This window comes from Streptomyces sp. NPDC007084, from assembly GCF_040703595.1.
Lineage (GTDB): Bacteria > Actinomycetota > Actinomycetes > Streptomycetales > Streptomycetaceae > Streptomyces.
Genome location: NZ_JBEYFY010000040.1, coordinates 22,859 through 38,604 on the forward strand (window position 1 = coordinate 22,859; position 15,746 = coordinate 38,604).

The 15,746-nt window shown below is 73.5% G+C and carries 9 protein-coding genes; 1 reads left to right on the top strand and 8 read right to left on the bottom strand.

Annotation, left to right across the window (positions count from 1 at the left end; all coding sequences use genetic code 11):
• The first annotated feature begins 131 nt into the window (after window positions 1-131).
• Window positions 132-1,115, top strand: a complete 984-nt coding sequence (locus AB0912_RS26090; protein ID WP_366703803.1) for a hypothetical protein — start codon at window positions 132-134, stop codon at window positions 1,113-1,115.
• Window positions 1,116-1,196: 81 nt separating this feature from the next.
• Here AB0912_RS26090 and AB0912_RS26095 read toward each other — a convergent pair whose 3' ends face one another.
• The 8 genes from AB0912_RS26095 to AB0912_RS26130 form a co-directional block, all read right to left on the bottom strand.
• A complete protein-coding gene (locus AB0912_RS26095) occupies window positions 1,197-2,027 on the bottom strand; it encodes an enoyl-CoA hydratase-related protein (protein ID WP_366703805.1) in 831 nt (276 codons plus the stop codon).
• A gap of 309 nt (window positions 2,028-2,336) precedes the next feature.
• Window positions 2,337-4,562 (bottom strand): acetate--CoA ligase family protein, encoded by a 2,226-nt coding sequence (locus tag AB0912_RS26100; RefSeq protein WP_366703807.1) that lies wholly within the window; start codon window positions 4,560-4,562, stop codon window positions 2,337-2,339.
• A 421-nt stretch (window positions 4,563-4,983) separates the two neighbouring features.
• Window positions 4,984-5,253: a GlsB/YeaQ/YmgE family stress response membrane protein gene (locus AB0912_RS26105; RefSeq protein WP_366703849.1), complete on the bottom strand. Its 270-nt coding sequence runs from the start codon at window positions 5,251-5,253 to the stop codon at window positions 4,984-4,986.
• Between the two features lie 242 nt (window positions 5,254-5,495).
• Window positions 5,496-6,656 (bottom strand): pentapeptide repeat-containing protein, encoded by a 1,161-nt coding sequence (locus tag AB0912_RS26110; RefSeq protein WP_366703809.1) that lies wholly within the window; start codon window positions 6,654-6,656, stop codon window positions 5,496-5,498.
• Between the two features lie 144 nt (window positions 6,657-6,800).
• Complete coding sequence (locus AB0912_RS26115) at window positions 6,801-12,014, bottom strand: DNA repair ATPase (RefSeq protein ID WP_366703811.1); 5,214 nt, start codon at window positions 12,012-12,014, stop codon at window positions 6,801-6,803.
• Between the two features lie 77 nt (window positions 12,015-12,091).
• A complete protein-coding gene (locus tag AB0912_RS26120; RefSeq protein WP_366703813.1) occupies window positions 12,092-14,125 on the bottom strand; it encodes a flotillin family protein in 2,034 nt (677 codons plus the stop codon).
• 191 nt (window positions 14,126-14,316) lie between these two features.
• Window positions 14,317-14,832, bottom strand: a complete 516-nt coding sequence (locus tag AB0912_RS26125; RefSeq protein ID WP_366703815.1) for a hypothetical protein — start codon at window positions 14,830-14,832, stop codon at window positions 14,317-14,319.
• A gap of 440 nt (window positions 14,833-15,272) precedes the next feature.
• Window positions 15,273-15,653 (bottom strand): GNAT family N-acetyltransferase, encoded by a 381-nt coding sequence (locus AB0912_RS26130; protein ID WP_366703817.1) that lies wholly within the window; start codon window positions 15,651-15,653, stop codon window positions 15,273-15,275.
• Window positions 15,654-15,746: the final 93 nt, after the last annotated feature.

Genomic DNA, 15,746 nt, shown 5'->3' on the forward strand with positions numbered 1-15,746 from the left:
GGGGTGCGGGTGCCCGGATGCCTGGGTGTCCGGGTGCCTCGCCGGCTGGGTTCGGGTGTCCGGCCCGGCCCGGTCCGGCGTGGGAGGCCCGCCCCTCACCCCCGTACCCCCCTCCCCGTATCTTTCGGCCCATGGGGTGGGCAGACTCTGGGAGGGCCGTGCGCTTCCGGGTGCGATGGGACGGCGTCGAGGTGAACCTCGCCGCGGCGGTCTGCGCGGTGCAGGCCGCGGCTGTCGCCGCCGTGTGGTGGGTCGGCACCTTCGACGACGACGATCACGGCGCCGGCTCCGGCGGTGGACTCGCCGCCGTCGGTTTCCTTTGCCTGCTGGTCTTCGGACCGGCGCTGCTCGCCGCCGTCGGTGCCCTGCACGCCGTGGCCGTCACGATGCCGGCGGCCTCCGCGGCCCGGTTCGCGGCCCGCCGCCTGCCCGGTCCCGAGGGCGTCTGGCACCCGGCGCTCGCCCTCGCGCTCGGCTCGCTCTGGGCCGTACTCGCCGTCACGCTCGGCGGCCTCTCCCCGACCGGCGTACCGGCCTGTCTGATCGCGTTCTCCGGTCTCCTGCCCGCCCTCGCCGTCGCCCGCGTGCGCCGGCGCGAGCGGCGCACCGGGCGTCCGCCGAGCGGCCTCCGCGTCTGGACGCGCGCCGCGCTCGCGGCCCTCGGCGCGTGTGCCCTGATCGCCGGGGCGGGCGGGGTGGGGCTGTCCACGGGACTCATCCACGAGTACGAGCCCCCGCACCTCGGCGCCGACCGGCTGACCGGCGTCTGGCGCGGCGACCACGGCGCCGTGCTGCGGCTAAGCCCCGGCGGCCGGGCCCGGCTCACGTCCGTACCGGCCCAGCCCGAGTTCGAGGACATCGCCACCCGGGAGTTCACGCGCTGCGGCGGCACCGGAACCTGGTTCCTCGACACCGGGGGCCGCTACGACCCGTACGCCGGCGGGGGCACCTCCGCGCAACGGGCCGGTGTCGTCGTCCGCGTCGCGAACTGCGGCCACGACACGTACTGGACCATCGGCGGCACCACCCAACACCCCGAACTCTTCGTCCTGTTCGGCGACCCGGACTCGGGGGACCTGCGCATCCTGCGGCAGGAGCGGGACGGACGGAGGTGAGCGGCGCCGGTCGGCGGCCTTGCGTCGGTCACCGGCCCGTGCGGGTCAGTGGCCCTGTGCGGGTCAGTGGCCCTGTGCCGGTCAGCGGCCCTCGTAACGCGGGGTCCGCCGTTCCACGAAGCTCGCGACGCCCTCGGTGGCGTCCGCCGTCGTCATGTTGATCTCCTGCGCCGCCGCCTCCGCGGCGAAGGCGGCGGCCCGGTCGGTGTCCAGGGACGCGTTCACGAGCTGCTTGGTCAGCGTCAGCGCGCGGGTCGGCCCGGCGGCCAGCCGCTCCGCCCACGCCCGCGCCGTCCCCTCCAACTCCTCGGCCGGCACGACCCTGTTGACCAGCCCCATCCGCTCCGCGTCCACCGCGCTCAACGCGTCGCCGAAGAACATCAGCTCCTTCGCCCGCTGCGGCCCGACCAGCCGGGGCAGCAAGTACGCCCCGCCGCCGTCCGGTACGAGACCGCGCCGTACGAACACCTCGATGAAACGGGCCTGTTCGGCCGCCAGGACGAGGTCGCACGCGAAGGCGAGGTGGGCGCCGATCCCGGCCGCCGTACCGTTCACCGCCGCGATCACCGGCTTCTCGCAGTCGAGGACGGCGGCGATCAGGCGCTGCGCGCCCAGCCGGATGGTGCGGGCCACGTCACCCGCGACCCGGGGCCCGGCCGGCGGCCCGCCCCGCAGGTCGGCGCCCGCGCAGAAACCGCGCCCGGTCGCCGTGATCACCACCGCCCGCACCCCGGGATCGGCGGACGCATCCGTGAGCAGCCCGATCACCCGCTCCCGCTGGTCCCAGGTGAGCGCGTTCATTGCCTCGGGCCGGTCGAGAGTGATCCACGAAACGGCGTTGTCAGTGGCGTGCCGTATCAATGAGGCGAGGGGCTTTTCGGCGGAACCAGCGGATTCTGTCGTATGTGTCATTTCTGTCGTTTCTGTTGTGCGGGGGAGTCGGTCATGGGGGCCTGGGGCGTACGGAGTTCGGGCGCAGGTGACTCGGATGCACGGGAGCCGGTCGCGAGGTTGCTCCGTTCCGTGTTCGTACGGGGGCGGGGGCGGGTGCGGGGGCGGGGAGGGGGCGGGCCGGTATGCACGCCGGGTGGGGCCGGGCCGCCGGGCCTGTCGGGGTGGGCAGCCCTCGGCCGTGCGGCGGCGGCCCGCTGCCACAGGTGGGCGAGCCGGTGCCGTACGGCGGCGGCTACCCGGTGCCACTCACCGGCGCCCGCGTCCCGCTCAGCCGCACACCACCAACGCGTCCAGAGCCACCGCCCCCTGCCCCCGGGGCAGCACCATCAGCGGGTTGATGTCCAGCTCGGAGACCTCGTCGCCGAGTTCGAGGGCCATGCGCTGTACCCGGACGACGACCTCGACCAGCGCGTCCACGTCCGCCGGCGGCGCCCCGCGCACCCCGTCGAGGAGGGCCCGGCCGCGCAGCTCCGCCAGCATGGCCCGCGCCTGGTCGTCGCCGAAGGGCGGCACACGGACGGCCGCGTCGCGCAGCACCTCGACGAGCACCCCGCCGAGCCCGACGGTCACGGTCGGCCCGAAGAGCCGGTCGTGCGTGACGCCGACGACCATCTCGACGCCCCGCTCGACCATCTGGCACACGAGGACACCGTCCAGCGAGACCCCCTCGTAGCGGGCGATGTCGGTCAGCTCGCGATAGGCGTCGCGGACCTGGCTGGCGGAGGTGAGCCCGATCTTCACGAGACCGAGTTCCGTCTTGTGGGCGAGGTGCGCGCCGGACGCCTTCATGACCACGGGGTAGCCGACCTGGCTCGCCGCGCGCACGGCCGCCGCCGCGCTGGTCACCAACTGCTCGCGCGGCACCCGGATCCCGTACGCGCGCAGCAGTTGCTTGGCCGCGTGTTCGCTGAGCCGGTGGCCCGGGCGCAGCAGGGCCTGCGCCTTGCGGAAGGACGGGGAAGGGGTGCGCGGGGCCTCGTCGAAGGGCGAGCGGTAGGCGGCGGTGAACCGCGCGTGCTCCAGGTGGGCGCGGACGGCGGTGATGCAGTTCGCGAAGGTGCGGAAGGTGGCGACCCGGGAGGAGCCGAGCAGCGTCGTGCGGTAGGCGTCCTCGGTGCCGACCGGCGAGCCCCACACCACGCACACCAGCTTGTCCGTCTGCTCCGCCGCGTCCACCAGATCCTGCGCCAGCCTGTCGCTCATCGGCGGGAAGGGCCCGGTGATGGGACAGATCAGCACGCCGACGGCCGGGTCGGCGAGGATCGCGTCGATGATCTTCCGGCCGCGCCAGTCGCCGACGGGGTGGCCGCCGTTGTCGACGGGGTTGGCGACGTTCAGGTACTCCGGTATCCACGTGTGGAGTTCGGCCTGCTTGGCGTCGGACAGGACGGGCAGGTCGAGGCCGGCCGCGCTGGCGAGGTCCGCGAAGTGCGCGCCGGTGCCGCCGGAGATCGAATAGACCACGACCCCGTCGGCCCGCGGCGGTTTGGCCCGCGCCAACAGGGCGGCGGTGTCCTGGAGTTCGTCGAGTCCGTCGACGCGGATGACCCCGTACTGCCGCATCGCCGCGTCCACCACCGCGTCGGCGCCGGTCAGTTTGCCGGTGTGGGAGGCGGCGGTGCGGGAGCCGGTCTCGGTGCGGCCGACCTTGACCGCGACGACGGGCACCCTGCGGCGGGCGGCGCGGTCGGCGGCGAGCAGGAAGGAGCGGCCGTCCTTGAGTCCCTCGACATAGCAGGCGATGGCTCCGACCTCGGGCCGCTCGGCGAAGTAGGAGATGAAGTCGGCGGTCTCCAGGTCGGCTTCGTTGCCGGTGGGCGCCCAGTGGGAGAGGCGCACGCCGAGCTGCTGCATCGCGAACACCGGGCGGCCCTGGTGGCCGGACTGGGTGATCAGCGCGACCGCGGGGCCCTCCAGGTCGTCGCGGAAGTGCTCGAAGGCGTTGAGGTTGGTGTTCGGCCCGAGCAGCCGCAGCCCGGAGCGCCGGACGGCGGCGGCGAGCCGGCTCTGCGCGGCGGCGCCCTCGTCGCCGGTCTCGGCGAACCCGGAGGCGAAGGCGACCGCGAACCGCACCTTGGCCTCGGCGAGTTCCTCGATCACCGGGAGGGGGTCGGCGACCAGCAGTACGGCGAGGTCGACCTGTTCGGGCAGGTCCGCGACGGAGGGGAGGCAGGGCAGGCCGAAGACCGACCGGCGCGTGGGGTGCACCGGGTGCAGCCGGGCGCCGACGCGCTCGGCCCAGCCGATGAGCTGCCGGGTGATCCCGGTGTTCGGCCGCCCCTCCGCGTCCGAGGCGCCGATCACCGCCACCGACTCGGGCCGGAAGAACCGGTCCAGGTCGGGTGCGTCGGCGTACAGCGGGCGTCCGCTGACGTCCAGGTCGTCGACCTCGGCCGGCCTGCCGTGCACGACCGGTGAGGGCTGCTCGCCGCAGGCGATGACCCGGGCCCGGCGGGAGTCGGTGGTGAGGGTGCCGTGGGTTGATCCAAGCATCGGTCCGCCCGCTCCTGTGTGCCGGCCGGCCACCAGGCCGACCGGCAAGCCAACAACTAACTGACGCACAGTCAGATTACGGAACTGACGTCGCGTCAGGAATAGTTGTGCAGGCAAAGGCTCGGAGTGTGTACGGGCTTGCGGGTTCTCAGCCCACGGCTACGTCGGGCCCCCGGCACCGCCGACGCCGTAGAAGAGAGTTGTTTCCCCGTATCTCGCAGTTCTCCTCGGGCCTCGAAGATCTCTTGTGGGTGTTGCCGGCACGACCTGCGGAGCGGTGACGGGGTTGACCGTGCGGCGCGTTTCGGAACGCTCTGACGTGTGCCCCCAGCGCGACGACGGCTCCGTCCTCCCAGCGCGACGACGGCTCCGCCCTCACGCTGGGAGGACGGAGCCGTTTCGACGCAGGCTCGACGTGCGGTCAGGCGTGGCGGCGGTTTCCGGTGATGACCCGGTACAGGGCGAGCAGGATGAGCGAGCCGACGATGGCCGCGATCCAGGTGGACAGGTCGAAGAAGCCGTCGATCGAGTCCACGTCGAAGAGGACCTTGCCGAGCCAGCCGCCGAGGAGGCCTCCCGCGATACCGATGAGCATCGTGATGATGATGCCGCCCGGGTCCTTGCCCGGCATGAGCGCCTTGGCGATGATGCCCGCGAGCAGACCGATGAGTATCCAGGCGATGATGCCCATGATGCGTGTCTCCAACCTGGTCGTATAAAGACTCTGTCAGGACAACCGGGTGTTCCGTGTCAGCGAGTTCAAACCCCTCGCATGCCTGGGAGGGCGCGGAGCCGACCGGGTCCAGGGGGCGTGCGCACACGGACCACGGCCCGGCGGGGCAGCCTCAGGGCGCTCGTGTCCCGTAGCCGGATCGGCGCCTTTCGACGCGCATGGGTCCTGCGGTCGCCGCGGCCTCGGCCGGCGCTACTTGGTCAGGGAGTGGACCGCAGCGGTGGTGCCTGCCACGTTATCGAGGGCGGCTGGAGCAGCGGCGAGGGCTCGGGGCCGGGGTCATCGGTGTCGAGGACTCCGGCGGCCGTGTGGTCGAAGCCGGCGGGCCAGCGGGTGTGTTCACTGGCCAGGGCACCGGCCAGGCGTGCTTCGACAAGATTGGCGGTGCGGAGGTCGGTGCCGCGCAGGTCGGCCATGCGGAGGTCGGCGCGGTGGAAGACCGCGCCCTGGGCGTCGGCCTTGCGCAGGTTGGCCTCGCGCAGGTCGGTCTCGGTGAAGTCGGTGTCACGTAGGTCGGTTTCAACGAGCTTTGCGGCCCGCAGGTCGGCCAGGACGCAGCGAGCGCGGCGGAGAATCGCGGTCGTGAGGTCGGCATGCCGGAGGTTGACCGAGACCAGAGACGCCTGAGTCAGATTGGTGTGGTACAGGCTCGCTGCCTCCATGCAGGCACGGTCGAAGTTGACCTCGGGGAACCACAGGCCGTCGCAGTCGGCGCGGCGCAAGTCGGTGCTGCTGAGATTGACCCAGGACTCCTCCCGTTGCCGGCACAGCACGCCGAGCGCGGTCAGCGCCACCTGGGCGTCGGCGGCACGAGTCTCCAGGGGCGCGATGTCGTTGATGGGCACGTCTGCCGCCGGTGATCCCGGCCCGTCGGGCGGCCAGGCCAGGTGTGTACGCAGGTACGCGGCCTGGATGGAGATGATGGCCTCCCGGTCGCGGGCCGACTGCTCCGCGATCCGCCACAGCGCGTGCAACCCGCCGATGCGTACATCCAGCTTGTCGCTCCCGAGCTGGTCGACGGCCCGGCTGAACCGGTCGGTGACGTAGCCCTCCTGGGTGGCGCGCAATCCGTCCTGACTCACCCGCAGTTGGCGCCAGGTGGCGTACGCGCCGAAGAGCACGACCAGGCCGCCGAGTACCTGGAGAAGCGTCGTACGGACGTCGTTCACCGCCGTCAGACGGTCCTGCGCGGCGACGCTCGCCCCGGCGAGATCGTGGTCGACCACTACCCCCGGCAGTACGACGAACACGGTGCCCAGAATGACCAGCCCCGCCCCGGCCAGGAGGCCTGAGGCCGCACGACGCCTGACCAGCCGGTCGCGCCATGGCCGCCGCCCGCGGTCCGGTTCCCCCATCTCCATGGGCCTGGAGCCTAGGGCATGTCGGTTGGATCATGTGGCGGGTCGCGCCCAACCGGCAAGGGGTCCGGGAGCCCGCGTTCGTCCTCCCCGAACGGCTACACTCCGCGAGCCCGTGGGCGGGCGTAGGCGGTCTTCCCCGAACGGCTACACTCCGCGAGCCCGTGGGCGGGCGTAGGCGGTCTTCACCTCCGTCCAGCGGGCGGCCTGCGCGGGGGTGAGGGTGCCGCGGAGTTCGGCGAGTTTGAGGAGGTTGGCCTCGGCTCCGGTGGTGAGGGTCTGGGCCTCGGCGGTGTAGTGGTCGTCGACGACGGCGGCCAGCTCCGCCTCGTTCATGACGGGCAGGACGCGCTGGGCGATCTTGTTCATGTTCCGGTAGGAGCCCTGGAGCTGGAACGGCGGCTCGGTGCGGGCGTCGTCGGACTGGGCGGCGGAGGCGATGTAGGCGGCGTTGACCGCGAGGACGGTCTCCCGGGCGGTCAGCAGATGGCGCAGGACGGCCAGGACGCGTTCCAGCTCGGCGGGCGCGTAGGGGTGGGCGAGTTGGTCGGGGCGGGCGGCCGGGTCGTGCCGGGCGAGCCGGATCAGCACGTCGAGGTCGGCCCGGTCCCGGCCGGCCAGGGGTGCCAGGACGGGGTTGGCGGTGAGGGCGTTCTCCACGAAGCTGAGGGCGAAGGCGTCCGCCTTGCCGGTCAGGACGTCGCCGAGATTCCACACGTCGGCGCGGTTGGCGAGCATGTCGGGCACCCGGAAGCGGGCGCCCGACTCGGTGTAGGGGTTGCCCGCCATACAGACCGCGAAGTGCTTGCCCCGCAGGTCGTAGGTGTACGGCTCGCCCTCGCGTACGCCTTCCATCCGCCGGGTGTCGTCGCACAGCGCGATGAACTTCTCCAGCAGCTCCGGAGAGGTGTGCTGGATGTCGTCCAGGTACAGCAGGGTGTTGGTGCCCGCCGCCAGCGCGAAGTTGATCTTCTCCACCTCCTTGCGGGCCGTGACGTTCGGAGCCTCCGCCGGGTCCAGCGAGGTGACCTTGTTGCCGAGGGCGGGCCCGCTGACCTTCACCAGGAGGAGACCGAGGCGGTCGGCGACGTACTCCATGAGCGTCGTCTTGCCGTACCCCGGGGGAGAGACGAGCAGCAGGAGGCCGCCCGTGCCGGTCCGCCTCGACTCGTCCGCCGTGCCGAGCTGCTTGGCGAGGTTGTCGCCGATGAGCGGCAGATAGACCTCGTCCACGAGGCGGCCACGGACGAACGACGCCATGGCGCGCGGCCGGTGGTCGTCCAGCCGCAGCCGGGCGCGCTCGGCGGTCACCAGGGCGGTCCGCCGCCGCTGGTAGGCGCGGAAGGCCGGGGTCTCCAGCTCGCGGAACCTGTCGGTGCGGGCGAGGAACTCGTCGACGCGCAGGGGCAGCCGGCGGCCGGTGACCCGGGGGTGCGTACCGAGCAGGTTCTCGGCCGCGGCGGACAGCGGGGCGTCCGAGGCGTAGCGGGGCAGGTCCGGGCACAGCTCGGCGGCGGCGGCCTCGGCGAGGTCGCCCGCCTCGCAGGGGGCGCCGGTCGCGGCGACGTACGAGGACAGCCACGCCTGGACCACCTGGCGGCGGGCGGCGAGTCCGGCCAGCTCGCGCAGATCCTCGTCGTAGCCCGCGCCGCCCACGGCGTCGCGGAAACCGCCGAGCAGGCTGCGCGCGACACCGCTGAGGGCGAAGCCCTCGGGGCCGAGGGTCAGTTCCTCGAAGAGGTACGCGGCGGCCGCGGGCGCGAGGGCCGGGTCCGGCGAGGGCCGGACCGTCACCCCGCCGGGCGGCGACCACAGTGCGGCCCCGCCGGGCGGCGACGACAGGGCGGCCCCGCCGGGCGGCGACGACAGGGCGGCCCCGTCCGGCGGCGACCACAGGGCGGCCCCGTCCGGCGGGGACGCCGAGGGGGTCCCGGCGCCCCAGGCCCCCGCCGCCGCCCCGTCCGGCGAGGACCCCGTCCTCGTCCCGCCGGGCGGCGAGAACCGTACCGTCGTCCCGTCCGACGCGAACCACGTCTCGATCGCCGTCGCCAGCTCGGCCCGCAGCTCCGCGATGGAGGGGACCGGGCCGAAGGTGGCGCGGGCGCGGGCGAGGGAGGCGGCGCGGCGGGCCCAGGCGGCGCGTGCCCCGGAGGTGGTGCCGTGGGCCCAGAAGAGCTGGGCGGCGGCGCGGGCGGCGGGCTCGTGACGCAGCGGGCCCGCCCCCTCGTACAGGGGGAGCAGCGCGGTGAGGATCACGGTGGCGTCGTGGTCGTGCACCCCGCGCTCGTAGCCCTCGTCGTACGCCTCCTCGGCGGCCTTGCGCACCAGGGCCGGCAGGTCCGCCTTCGCGAGGACCGTGGGGCCGTGTTCGCTGAGCAGCCGGGCGGCGAGGTGTTCGGCGCGGTAGACGTCGGGGGACTCGGACGGCAGGTGCCGGTTCCAGAAGGGGCGGGTGGCGGCGAAGGCGGGGTCGGTGACCGGTGAGCGGTAGTCGGTGCCCGCGAGCGCGAAGGCGAGACCGTCGGCGTCGGGCACCAGGGTGAGGTCGAGGGGCTGGGTGTTGACGGCGAAGCGGTGGCCGCCGAGGCGGATGGTGCGGCCGTCGTCGGCGTAGAGGTCGATACGGTCGCGCAGGGCGCGGGCGGCTTCCTGCCGGGCGGCCTTGAGCCGGCCGTCCAGCTCCTCGGCCCGTACGGTGTCGCCGAGGGCGCGCAGTTCGCCGGCGGTGCGGCGGACCTTGGCGGCCATGGGGTCGGAGGCGAAGAACGCCGAGACCTCGTCGGCGTCCTTCAGGGCGGCCGAGCGGCGGGCGATGGTCTCCAGCACGCGGGTGGCGGACGTGACGAGCTGGTCGGCCCGGCGGGCGCGGTCGTCCGCGTGGCCCTGCTTGCGGGCGGAGAACACCTCGTAGATCTCGGCGCGTTTGTCCGCCAGTTCGCCGAGGTGGCCGTCGAACTCGGCGAAACGGGTCTCCAGGTTCTCCAGCCGCACCAGCAGGCGGGCGAGCTGCTCGTCGCACGCCTCGGGGCTGTCGGCCATCGTGAGGGCGGCCGTGACCGCCTGGCCGAGCAGGGCGAACTCGGCGGCGAACTCGGCGCGCCCCTCCTGGTCGAGGAGGGCGCGGCGGCGGGCGTCGAGGGTGGCGCGCGCCCGGTTGAGGTCCCCGAGGACGCCGGCCACGCGCTCCAGCACGGAGGTGCGGACCGTGGCGTCGGACATGTCGATGCCGGCGACGACCTCGGTCACCGTCTGAAGGCCCTCGGTCAGTTCGTCCAGCCGGGCCGTGAGGGGCGCGGTCTCGGCGACCCGGCTGATCGACTCGGCCTCGGCGACGAGCTGTTCGACGCTCGCGTGGTGGGCGGCGAACGCGTCCTCGCGGGCCAGGGCGGTCACGGCGCGCTGCCCGAAGGCGGCAAGGTCCTCCGTCGCCTCGGCGGCGAGCCGGTCGATACGGCCGGCGTCGCTGTAGCGCAGGTCCTTGAGGGTGAGCAAGTGGCCCTGGGCCTGCCGGAGTTCGGTGAGTCCGTCGACCCAGGCGGTCGCCTCGCGCGGGGCCTCGCCGCGCAGCCGGCGCACGACGGCGGCGATACGCCCCTCCGCCGCCTCGAAGGCCTCCGCCGCCTGCCGGGTCAGCGTCAGGACGGTCTCGAACTCGGCCAGCACCTGCCCGGCCGTGTCCCGAACCGCCTCCAGCGGAGTGAGCAGATCGCCCAACTCCTCGTCCCCGAACCAGTGATGGGCGTCCGCCGCGCGGACGCAGGCGGCGGACAGCGCCTCGTACACCTCGGCCGTCGGGGTGGTCTCGGCGACCGCGCGGGTCACGGACAGGCAGTCGGCGACGCCGCGCACCAGGTCGGCGTTGCCGATCCGGGCCAGCGGACCCGAACCGGCCGGCGCGGAGGCGGCGTAGGTGTCGGACACGAACGGCGAACGCCACACCTGGAGGGGGTGGACGCGCGCGGGCTCCTCGCCGTCGGCGCGCAGCACCATGAGCGTGCCGTCCTCGAAGAACGCCGAGCCGTGGCAGGACAGCGGGCCGCCGACCTCCTTGCGGATCACGTTGTACGGCAGCAGCAGTGTGCGGCCCTCGGCGCGCGCGTGGAAGGCGTAGAGCACGTCCTCGCCGTTCGGGGCGCGCACCTCGCGCTCGAACTCCAGCTCCGCCACGTCCAGGTCGTACGTCTTGTACGCGCCGCCGGCCAGGCGGTAGCCGCCGGGGAACACGATGCCCGCGTCGTCGGGCAGCCGGCGGCAGGCCTGGCCGACGGCGTCGAGGCGGACCACGGAACCGGTGAGGGTGTCGAACACCAGGTAGCGGTGGGCGTCCTCCTTGTAGGGGCGGACTCGCAGCAGGATCAGGGCGCCGACGCGGGCGTGGGCGATGTCGGCGTCGGCGAGCGCCTGCAACGGCTCGGCGACCGGCTCCGCGTAAACGCCCTCCCCGGTCTCGGTGTCGTCCTCGGTCTTGACGGTGAGCGCGCCGCCGACGGACGAGACGAAGACCTCGCCGAGCACGGAGACGTGCGGATGGCGGCCGAGGACGTGGTCCTCGCGCGTCGCCGCCGTCCACACGACGTCGTGGGAGGGCGGGAAGGTGTGGTCACGGTCGCCCCGCGCGTCCAGGAAGGACACCCCGCCGTCCGCGCCCAGCGCCCAGCGCAGCACCCGGATGTCGCCGGCCTTCTCGCCCGTCTGGAACACCGCCAGCAGCCGGCCGTCCACACGGCGGAGCCGGAGCAGCCGGGCCTGCCGGTAGTAGCGGTACAGGGCGGCGAACTCCCGCCGGAACGCCGGATCGTCCAGCAGCCCCGGCACCGCGCCCTCCGGAAGCCGGTTCAACTCCCGGTCGTACAGGGCGAATACGTCCCCCACCGCCGTCTCCGCCGCGACGGCGGACCGCGGGACACCGCCGAACAGCAGGACGTCCGCCACCGCGACCACGTCACGCGGCACGCACGGGTGCTCGGTCCGCAGCCGCTCGGTGCCGGTGAGCCGCAGCCGCACCGAGCCGAACTCCTCGACGCGCCGGGAGTTGAGCGCCTCGGCGCGCCGGGCCAGCTCGGCGGCCTGCGCGGTGAGCCGGTCGCGCAGGACCTCGTACGCGCCGGTCTCGACGGAGTCCCGGGTCCCGTGCGCGCCGGTCTCGACGGAGTCCCGGGTGCCGTGTGTGCCGGTTCCGCCGGTGTCGCGGGTCCTGTGCGTGCCGGTTCCGGTGGTGGCGCGGGTGCCGTGTGTGCCGGTTCCGGCGGTGTCGTGCGGCTCGCGCGGGCCTGTCGCGGCGGTGTCGCGGGTGCCGGTCCGGAGCGTGCCGTTGTGAAGCGTCCCGGTGTGAAGCGTCCCGGTGTGGCGGCCGGTTGCCATGGTGCGTGCGTCCCTTCAGAAGATGCGGGGCCGGAGCTGCCGTCCCCTGTGCGGCAGCTCCGGCAGTCCGCGGCCGGTCAGACCCGTGCGCTGCCGTTGAGCGCGCTGAGCGGCGTGTCCGCGAGGCCGAGTTCGCCGGCCTGGTCGAGGAGCCGCTGCACGGGCCCGGCGAGGGCACCGTCCGACTTCATGAGCTTCAGCAGCAGCGCGGAGACGGTCAGGTTCTGCACGTCCGCCGTGGAGACCGAGCCGAGCACCCGGCTCAGGTCCTCGGTGAAGCTCGACGTGCCCTCCAGCCACGGCCCGGCCAGCGCCCGCGCCGTCTGCGAGTGGGCGACGAAGCCGTCCACCGACTTGCCGAGCGCGATGGAGGACATCAGCCGGTCGAAGAAGACGGACTCACCGCCCACGATGTCGATGTCGGCGTTCTCCAGACCGGTGGCGAGCACGGTCGCCTGGGCCTCGGCGACCTGGCGCTGCACGTCCAGCCCGGCGAGCCGGATCTCCTTCTCCGCCTCCAGCCGCAGCCGGTACTCCTCGTGACCGCGCGAGGCGTCGTCCAGGGCGGCCATCGCGGCGGCCTTCTCGGTCAGACCGGACGCCTCCGCCTTCAGCTTCTCGCCGACCGCCATCGCCTCCGCGAGCGCCTTGGCCTGCGCTCCCTCCGCCTCGGCGCGCAGCCGGGCCTCGGTGGCCACGGCCTCCGCGCGGCCCGCCTTCTCGATGACCTCGGCCTCCTTGTCGCGGACCTGGACCGCCGCCAGCCCCTCGGCCGCCGCCTCCGCCTGGACCCCCTCGGCCAGCCGCAGCTTCGCCTTGGCCTCCAGATCGGCGGACCTCAACTGGGCCTCCGCCAAGGTGATCTGCTCGGCGGCGCGGTGCGTCGCGGCCTGCTCTGCGGCCTCCGCGGCCTTGATGTCCTTGACCAGCCGCTCCTGCGCCTGCGCCTCGGCGGCGATGATCACCGTCTGGCGGTCCCGCTCCGCCTCCTCCACGGCCCGCAGCTTCTTGATGGACTCCTCCTGCTCGGCGACCGTGCGGTCCACCGCGACCCGCTCGCGGATGACCTCGGCGATGTCCCGCCGCTCCGCCTCGACCTCCTTCTCCGCGGCGATCCGGGTCAGCTCCGTCTCCCGCTCGCGGCCGATGACCTCCAGCAGCCGGTCCTTCTCGATGCGCTCGTTCTCGATGGCGATGACCCGCTCGCGGTTCTTCGCGGCGACCGCCACCTCACGGGCCTGGTTCTCCCGCTGGATGCCCAACTGCTCCTCGGTGCGCAGGAAGGCGCCCTGCGCGCGCAGCCGCTCCTCCTCCACCACCCGCGCCGTCTCCGCCTCCTCGCGGGCGCGTACGGTGTCGATCTCCCGGCGCTGCTTGATCTCGGCGTCCGCCTGCCGGCGCTCCAGTTCGAGGATCGCCTCCCGCGCGTCGACGTCCTGCCGGGTGATCTCCTTCTGCTCGTTGCGCTGGGCCTCGTTGGTGCGGACGTGCTCGACGGCCGTCAGTTCGGTGATCTTGCGGATGCCCTGGGCGTCGAGGACGTTCGCCGGGTCGAGCTGGGTGAGCGGCGTCTGCTCCAGGTAGTCGATCGCCGCGTCCTCCAGGTGGTAGCCGTTGAGGTCGACGCCGATCAACTCGATGATCTGGTAACGCAGTTCCTCGCGCTTGGTGTAGAGGTCGGTGAAGTCCATCTGCTTGCCGACGGTCTTCAGTGCCTCGGAGAACTTCGCGTGGAACAGCTCCTGGAGCGTGTCCCGGTCACTGGCCCGCGCGGTGCCGACGGCCTGGGCGACCTTGATGACGTCCTCGACCGTCTTGTTGACCCGCACGAAGAACGAGATCCGGATGTCCGCGCGGATGTTGTCCCGGCAGATGAGCCCCTCGCGCCCGGTGCGGGTGATCTCGATGGTCTTCACCGAGATGTCCATGACCTCGGCCTTGTGCAGGACCGGCAGCACGATCTGCCCGGTGAAGGTCACGTCGACCTTCCGGGTCCGGGACACGATCAGCGCCTTGCCCTGCTCCACCTTGCGGAACAGCCGGGAACACGCGAACAGGGCGATGACGACCACGAACAGCAGGGCCGCGGCGAGCACGCCGAGAGCAACCATGACGTAAGTCCTTCCGGGATGAAGGGAGTTGAAGCGTGAGATGGCGGTGTCGGAGGGCGACGCGTTCGGCGGAGGCCGGCACGCGAGGCGGACGGACGGTGGCCGGTGCGCGAGGGGTGCCGGGGCGAGCCGGTGCGCGACGCGTACCGACGGGAGGCCGGATCAGGTGGCGCGTTCCGGCGGGGGTCGGTTCAGGCGGCGCGGTCGGGCGCGGCGAACGGCTCACCGGCGCGTCGGTGGCCGACGCGTTCGGAGGGCTCGGTGCGCGCGGTGCGCTCGGCGGTCCCGGCGCGCTCGGTGCGCCTGACGGGCTCGACGGGCTCGGCCGGCTCGGCGGCCGAGGGTTCGTCAGGGAAGAGTCGGTGCAGCGGCCGGACGAACATGCAGGTCAGCCGCCAGGCCACGAGCAGCGAACCGGCCGCCGCCGCCAGGGGCGGCAGACCGGCGGGAAGATCCGCCGCGGCCACGGCGGTGAGCAGCAGGGTGAAGCCGAGGTCGAGGAGCCAGGCGAACACGGTCAGCAGCGACAGCGCGACCGTGACGGGCACCCCGCCCATGTTCCACGCGCCGAGGTCGACATCCGTGTCGAAGGCGTCGACGGCCACGAGTCCGAGGGCGGCCAGCAGCCAGAAGGAGAGGGCGACGACGAGGGCCGCGGTGAACAGGATGCCGGGCAGACCGGTGGCGGCTTCGACGAGCGTCCGCATCTTCCGGCCCCCTTCCCGCACGCCGCACCTCGACGGCGTGGTGCTGTCCCCCGGCTCCCGCGCCGGACACCATCTGCCGGTGTCCGGCACCAGAACCTTCCGTAGTGCTCCCCGCGTTCATGATGCACGGCGGCGACGGGAACGCGCATTGCCGGTTCCCGGCAGTGTTCACCACGGCCGGTATGCCGGGGACCCGCCAAGTGGGCGCCGGCCGTGGGTGTCGGCGGAGGCGGCTGGGGCGGCGCGTGGTCCGGTGTGGGCCGCGTGCCGGGCCGGCGCGGCGGGGAGCGATGCCGGCCCACGGCCCGCCGGTACGTCGCCAGGCCCCAACTCCCCTGACGGGGAGCCCTGTTCCGCCTCCTCGCCAGTCCGGCGGGTGGCCGGCGGACGGCGACCGAAGCGGGTTCGGTCACCTCGGCGAGTGCTCGCGAGCCGGCGGCCTACGGCCAGTACCGGGCGATCAAGTCCCTTACGGGACCCGCCGAATGGGCGGCCAGCATGTGGGGGCAGCGCGCGGCGCACGCCTGGAAATTCTGGTCCGTCTCCTCCGCCATGGCGGCGAAGAAGCGGCGCCCGTCGGCCGACTGCCGTGAGGTGGACCAGGTGTAGCCGGTACAGGGCGCCAACGCGGTGTGCACGGCCCGTCGTCCGACGCCCTGACCCTGCCAGGGGGCCGCGACCGCGATGCCCGCCACGTGTCCGCGCCGGCACGGATGGCAGACCTGGTAGTCCAGTTGCCCGACCGCCCTGCCCTCGTCGTCGCGTACGACGACGCTCTCCAGGCCCGCGGGCAGCGGCGCGGCGATACGTTCGAAACGCACGTCGGGAGGCCGCGCCGGCCCGGTCATCCGGATCCCAGGGCGCGCTCACGGCCCGGCGACGCCCCCGACGGGACCCACCCGGCCGACCCGCCC

Bases quoted from the DNA above. Each gene is read 5' to 3' on its own strand.
- AB0912_RS26100 (WP_366703807.1), bottom strand. From the start codon at position 4,562: ATGCTTGGATCAACCCACGGCACCCTCACCACCGACTCCCGCCGGGCC.
- AB0912_RS26110 (WP_366703809.1), bottom strand. From the start codon at position 6,656: ATGGAGATGGGGGAACCGGACCGCGGGCGGCGGCCATGGCGCGACCGG.
- AB0912_RS26090 (WP_366703803.1), top strand. From the start codon at position 132: ATGGGGTGGGCAGACTCTGGGAGGGCCGTGCGCTTCCGGGTGCGATGG.
- AB0912_RS26125 (WP_366703815.1), bottom strand. From the start codon at position 14,832: ATGCGGACGCTCGTCGAAGCCGCCACCGGTCTGCCCGGCATCCTGTTC.
- AB0912_RS26120 (WP_366703813.1), bottom strand. From the start codon at position 14,125: ATGGTTGCTCTCGGCGTGCTCGCCGCGGCCCTGCTGTTCGTGGTCGTC.
- AB0912_RS26105 (WP_366703849.1), bottom strand. From the start codon at position 5,253: ATGGGCATCATCGCCTGGATACTCATCGGTCTGCTCGCGGGCATCATC.
- AB0912_RS26115 (WP_366703811.1), bottom strand. From the start codon at position 12,014: ATGGCAACCGGCCGCCACACCGGGACGCTTCACACCGGGACGCTTCAC.
- AB0912_RS26095 (WP_366703805.1), bottom strand. From the start codon at position 2,027: ATGACACATACGACAGAATCCGCTGGTTCCGCCGAAAAGCCCCTCGCC.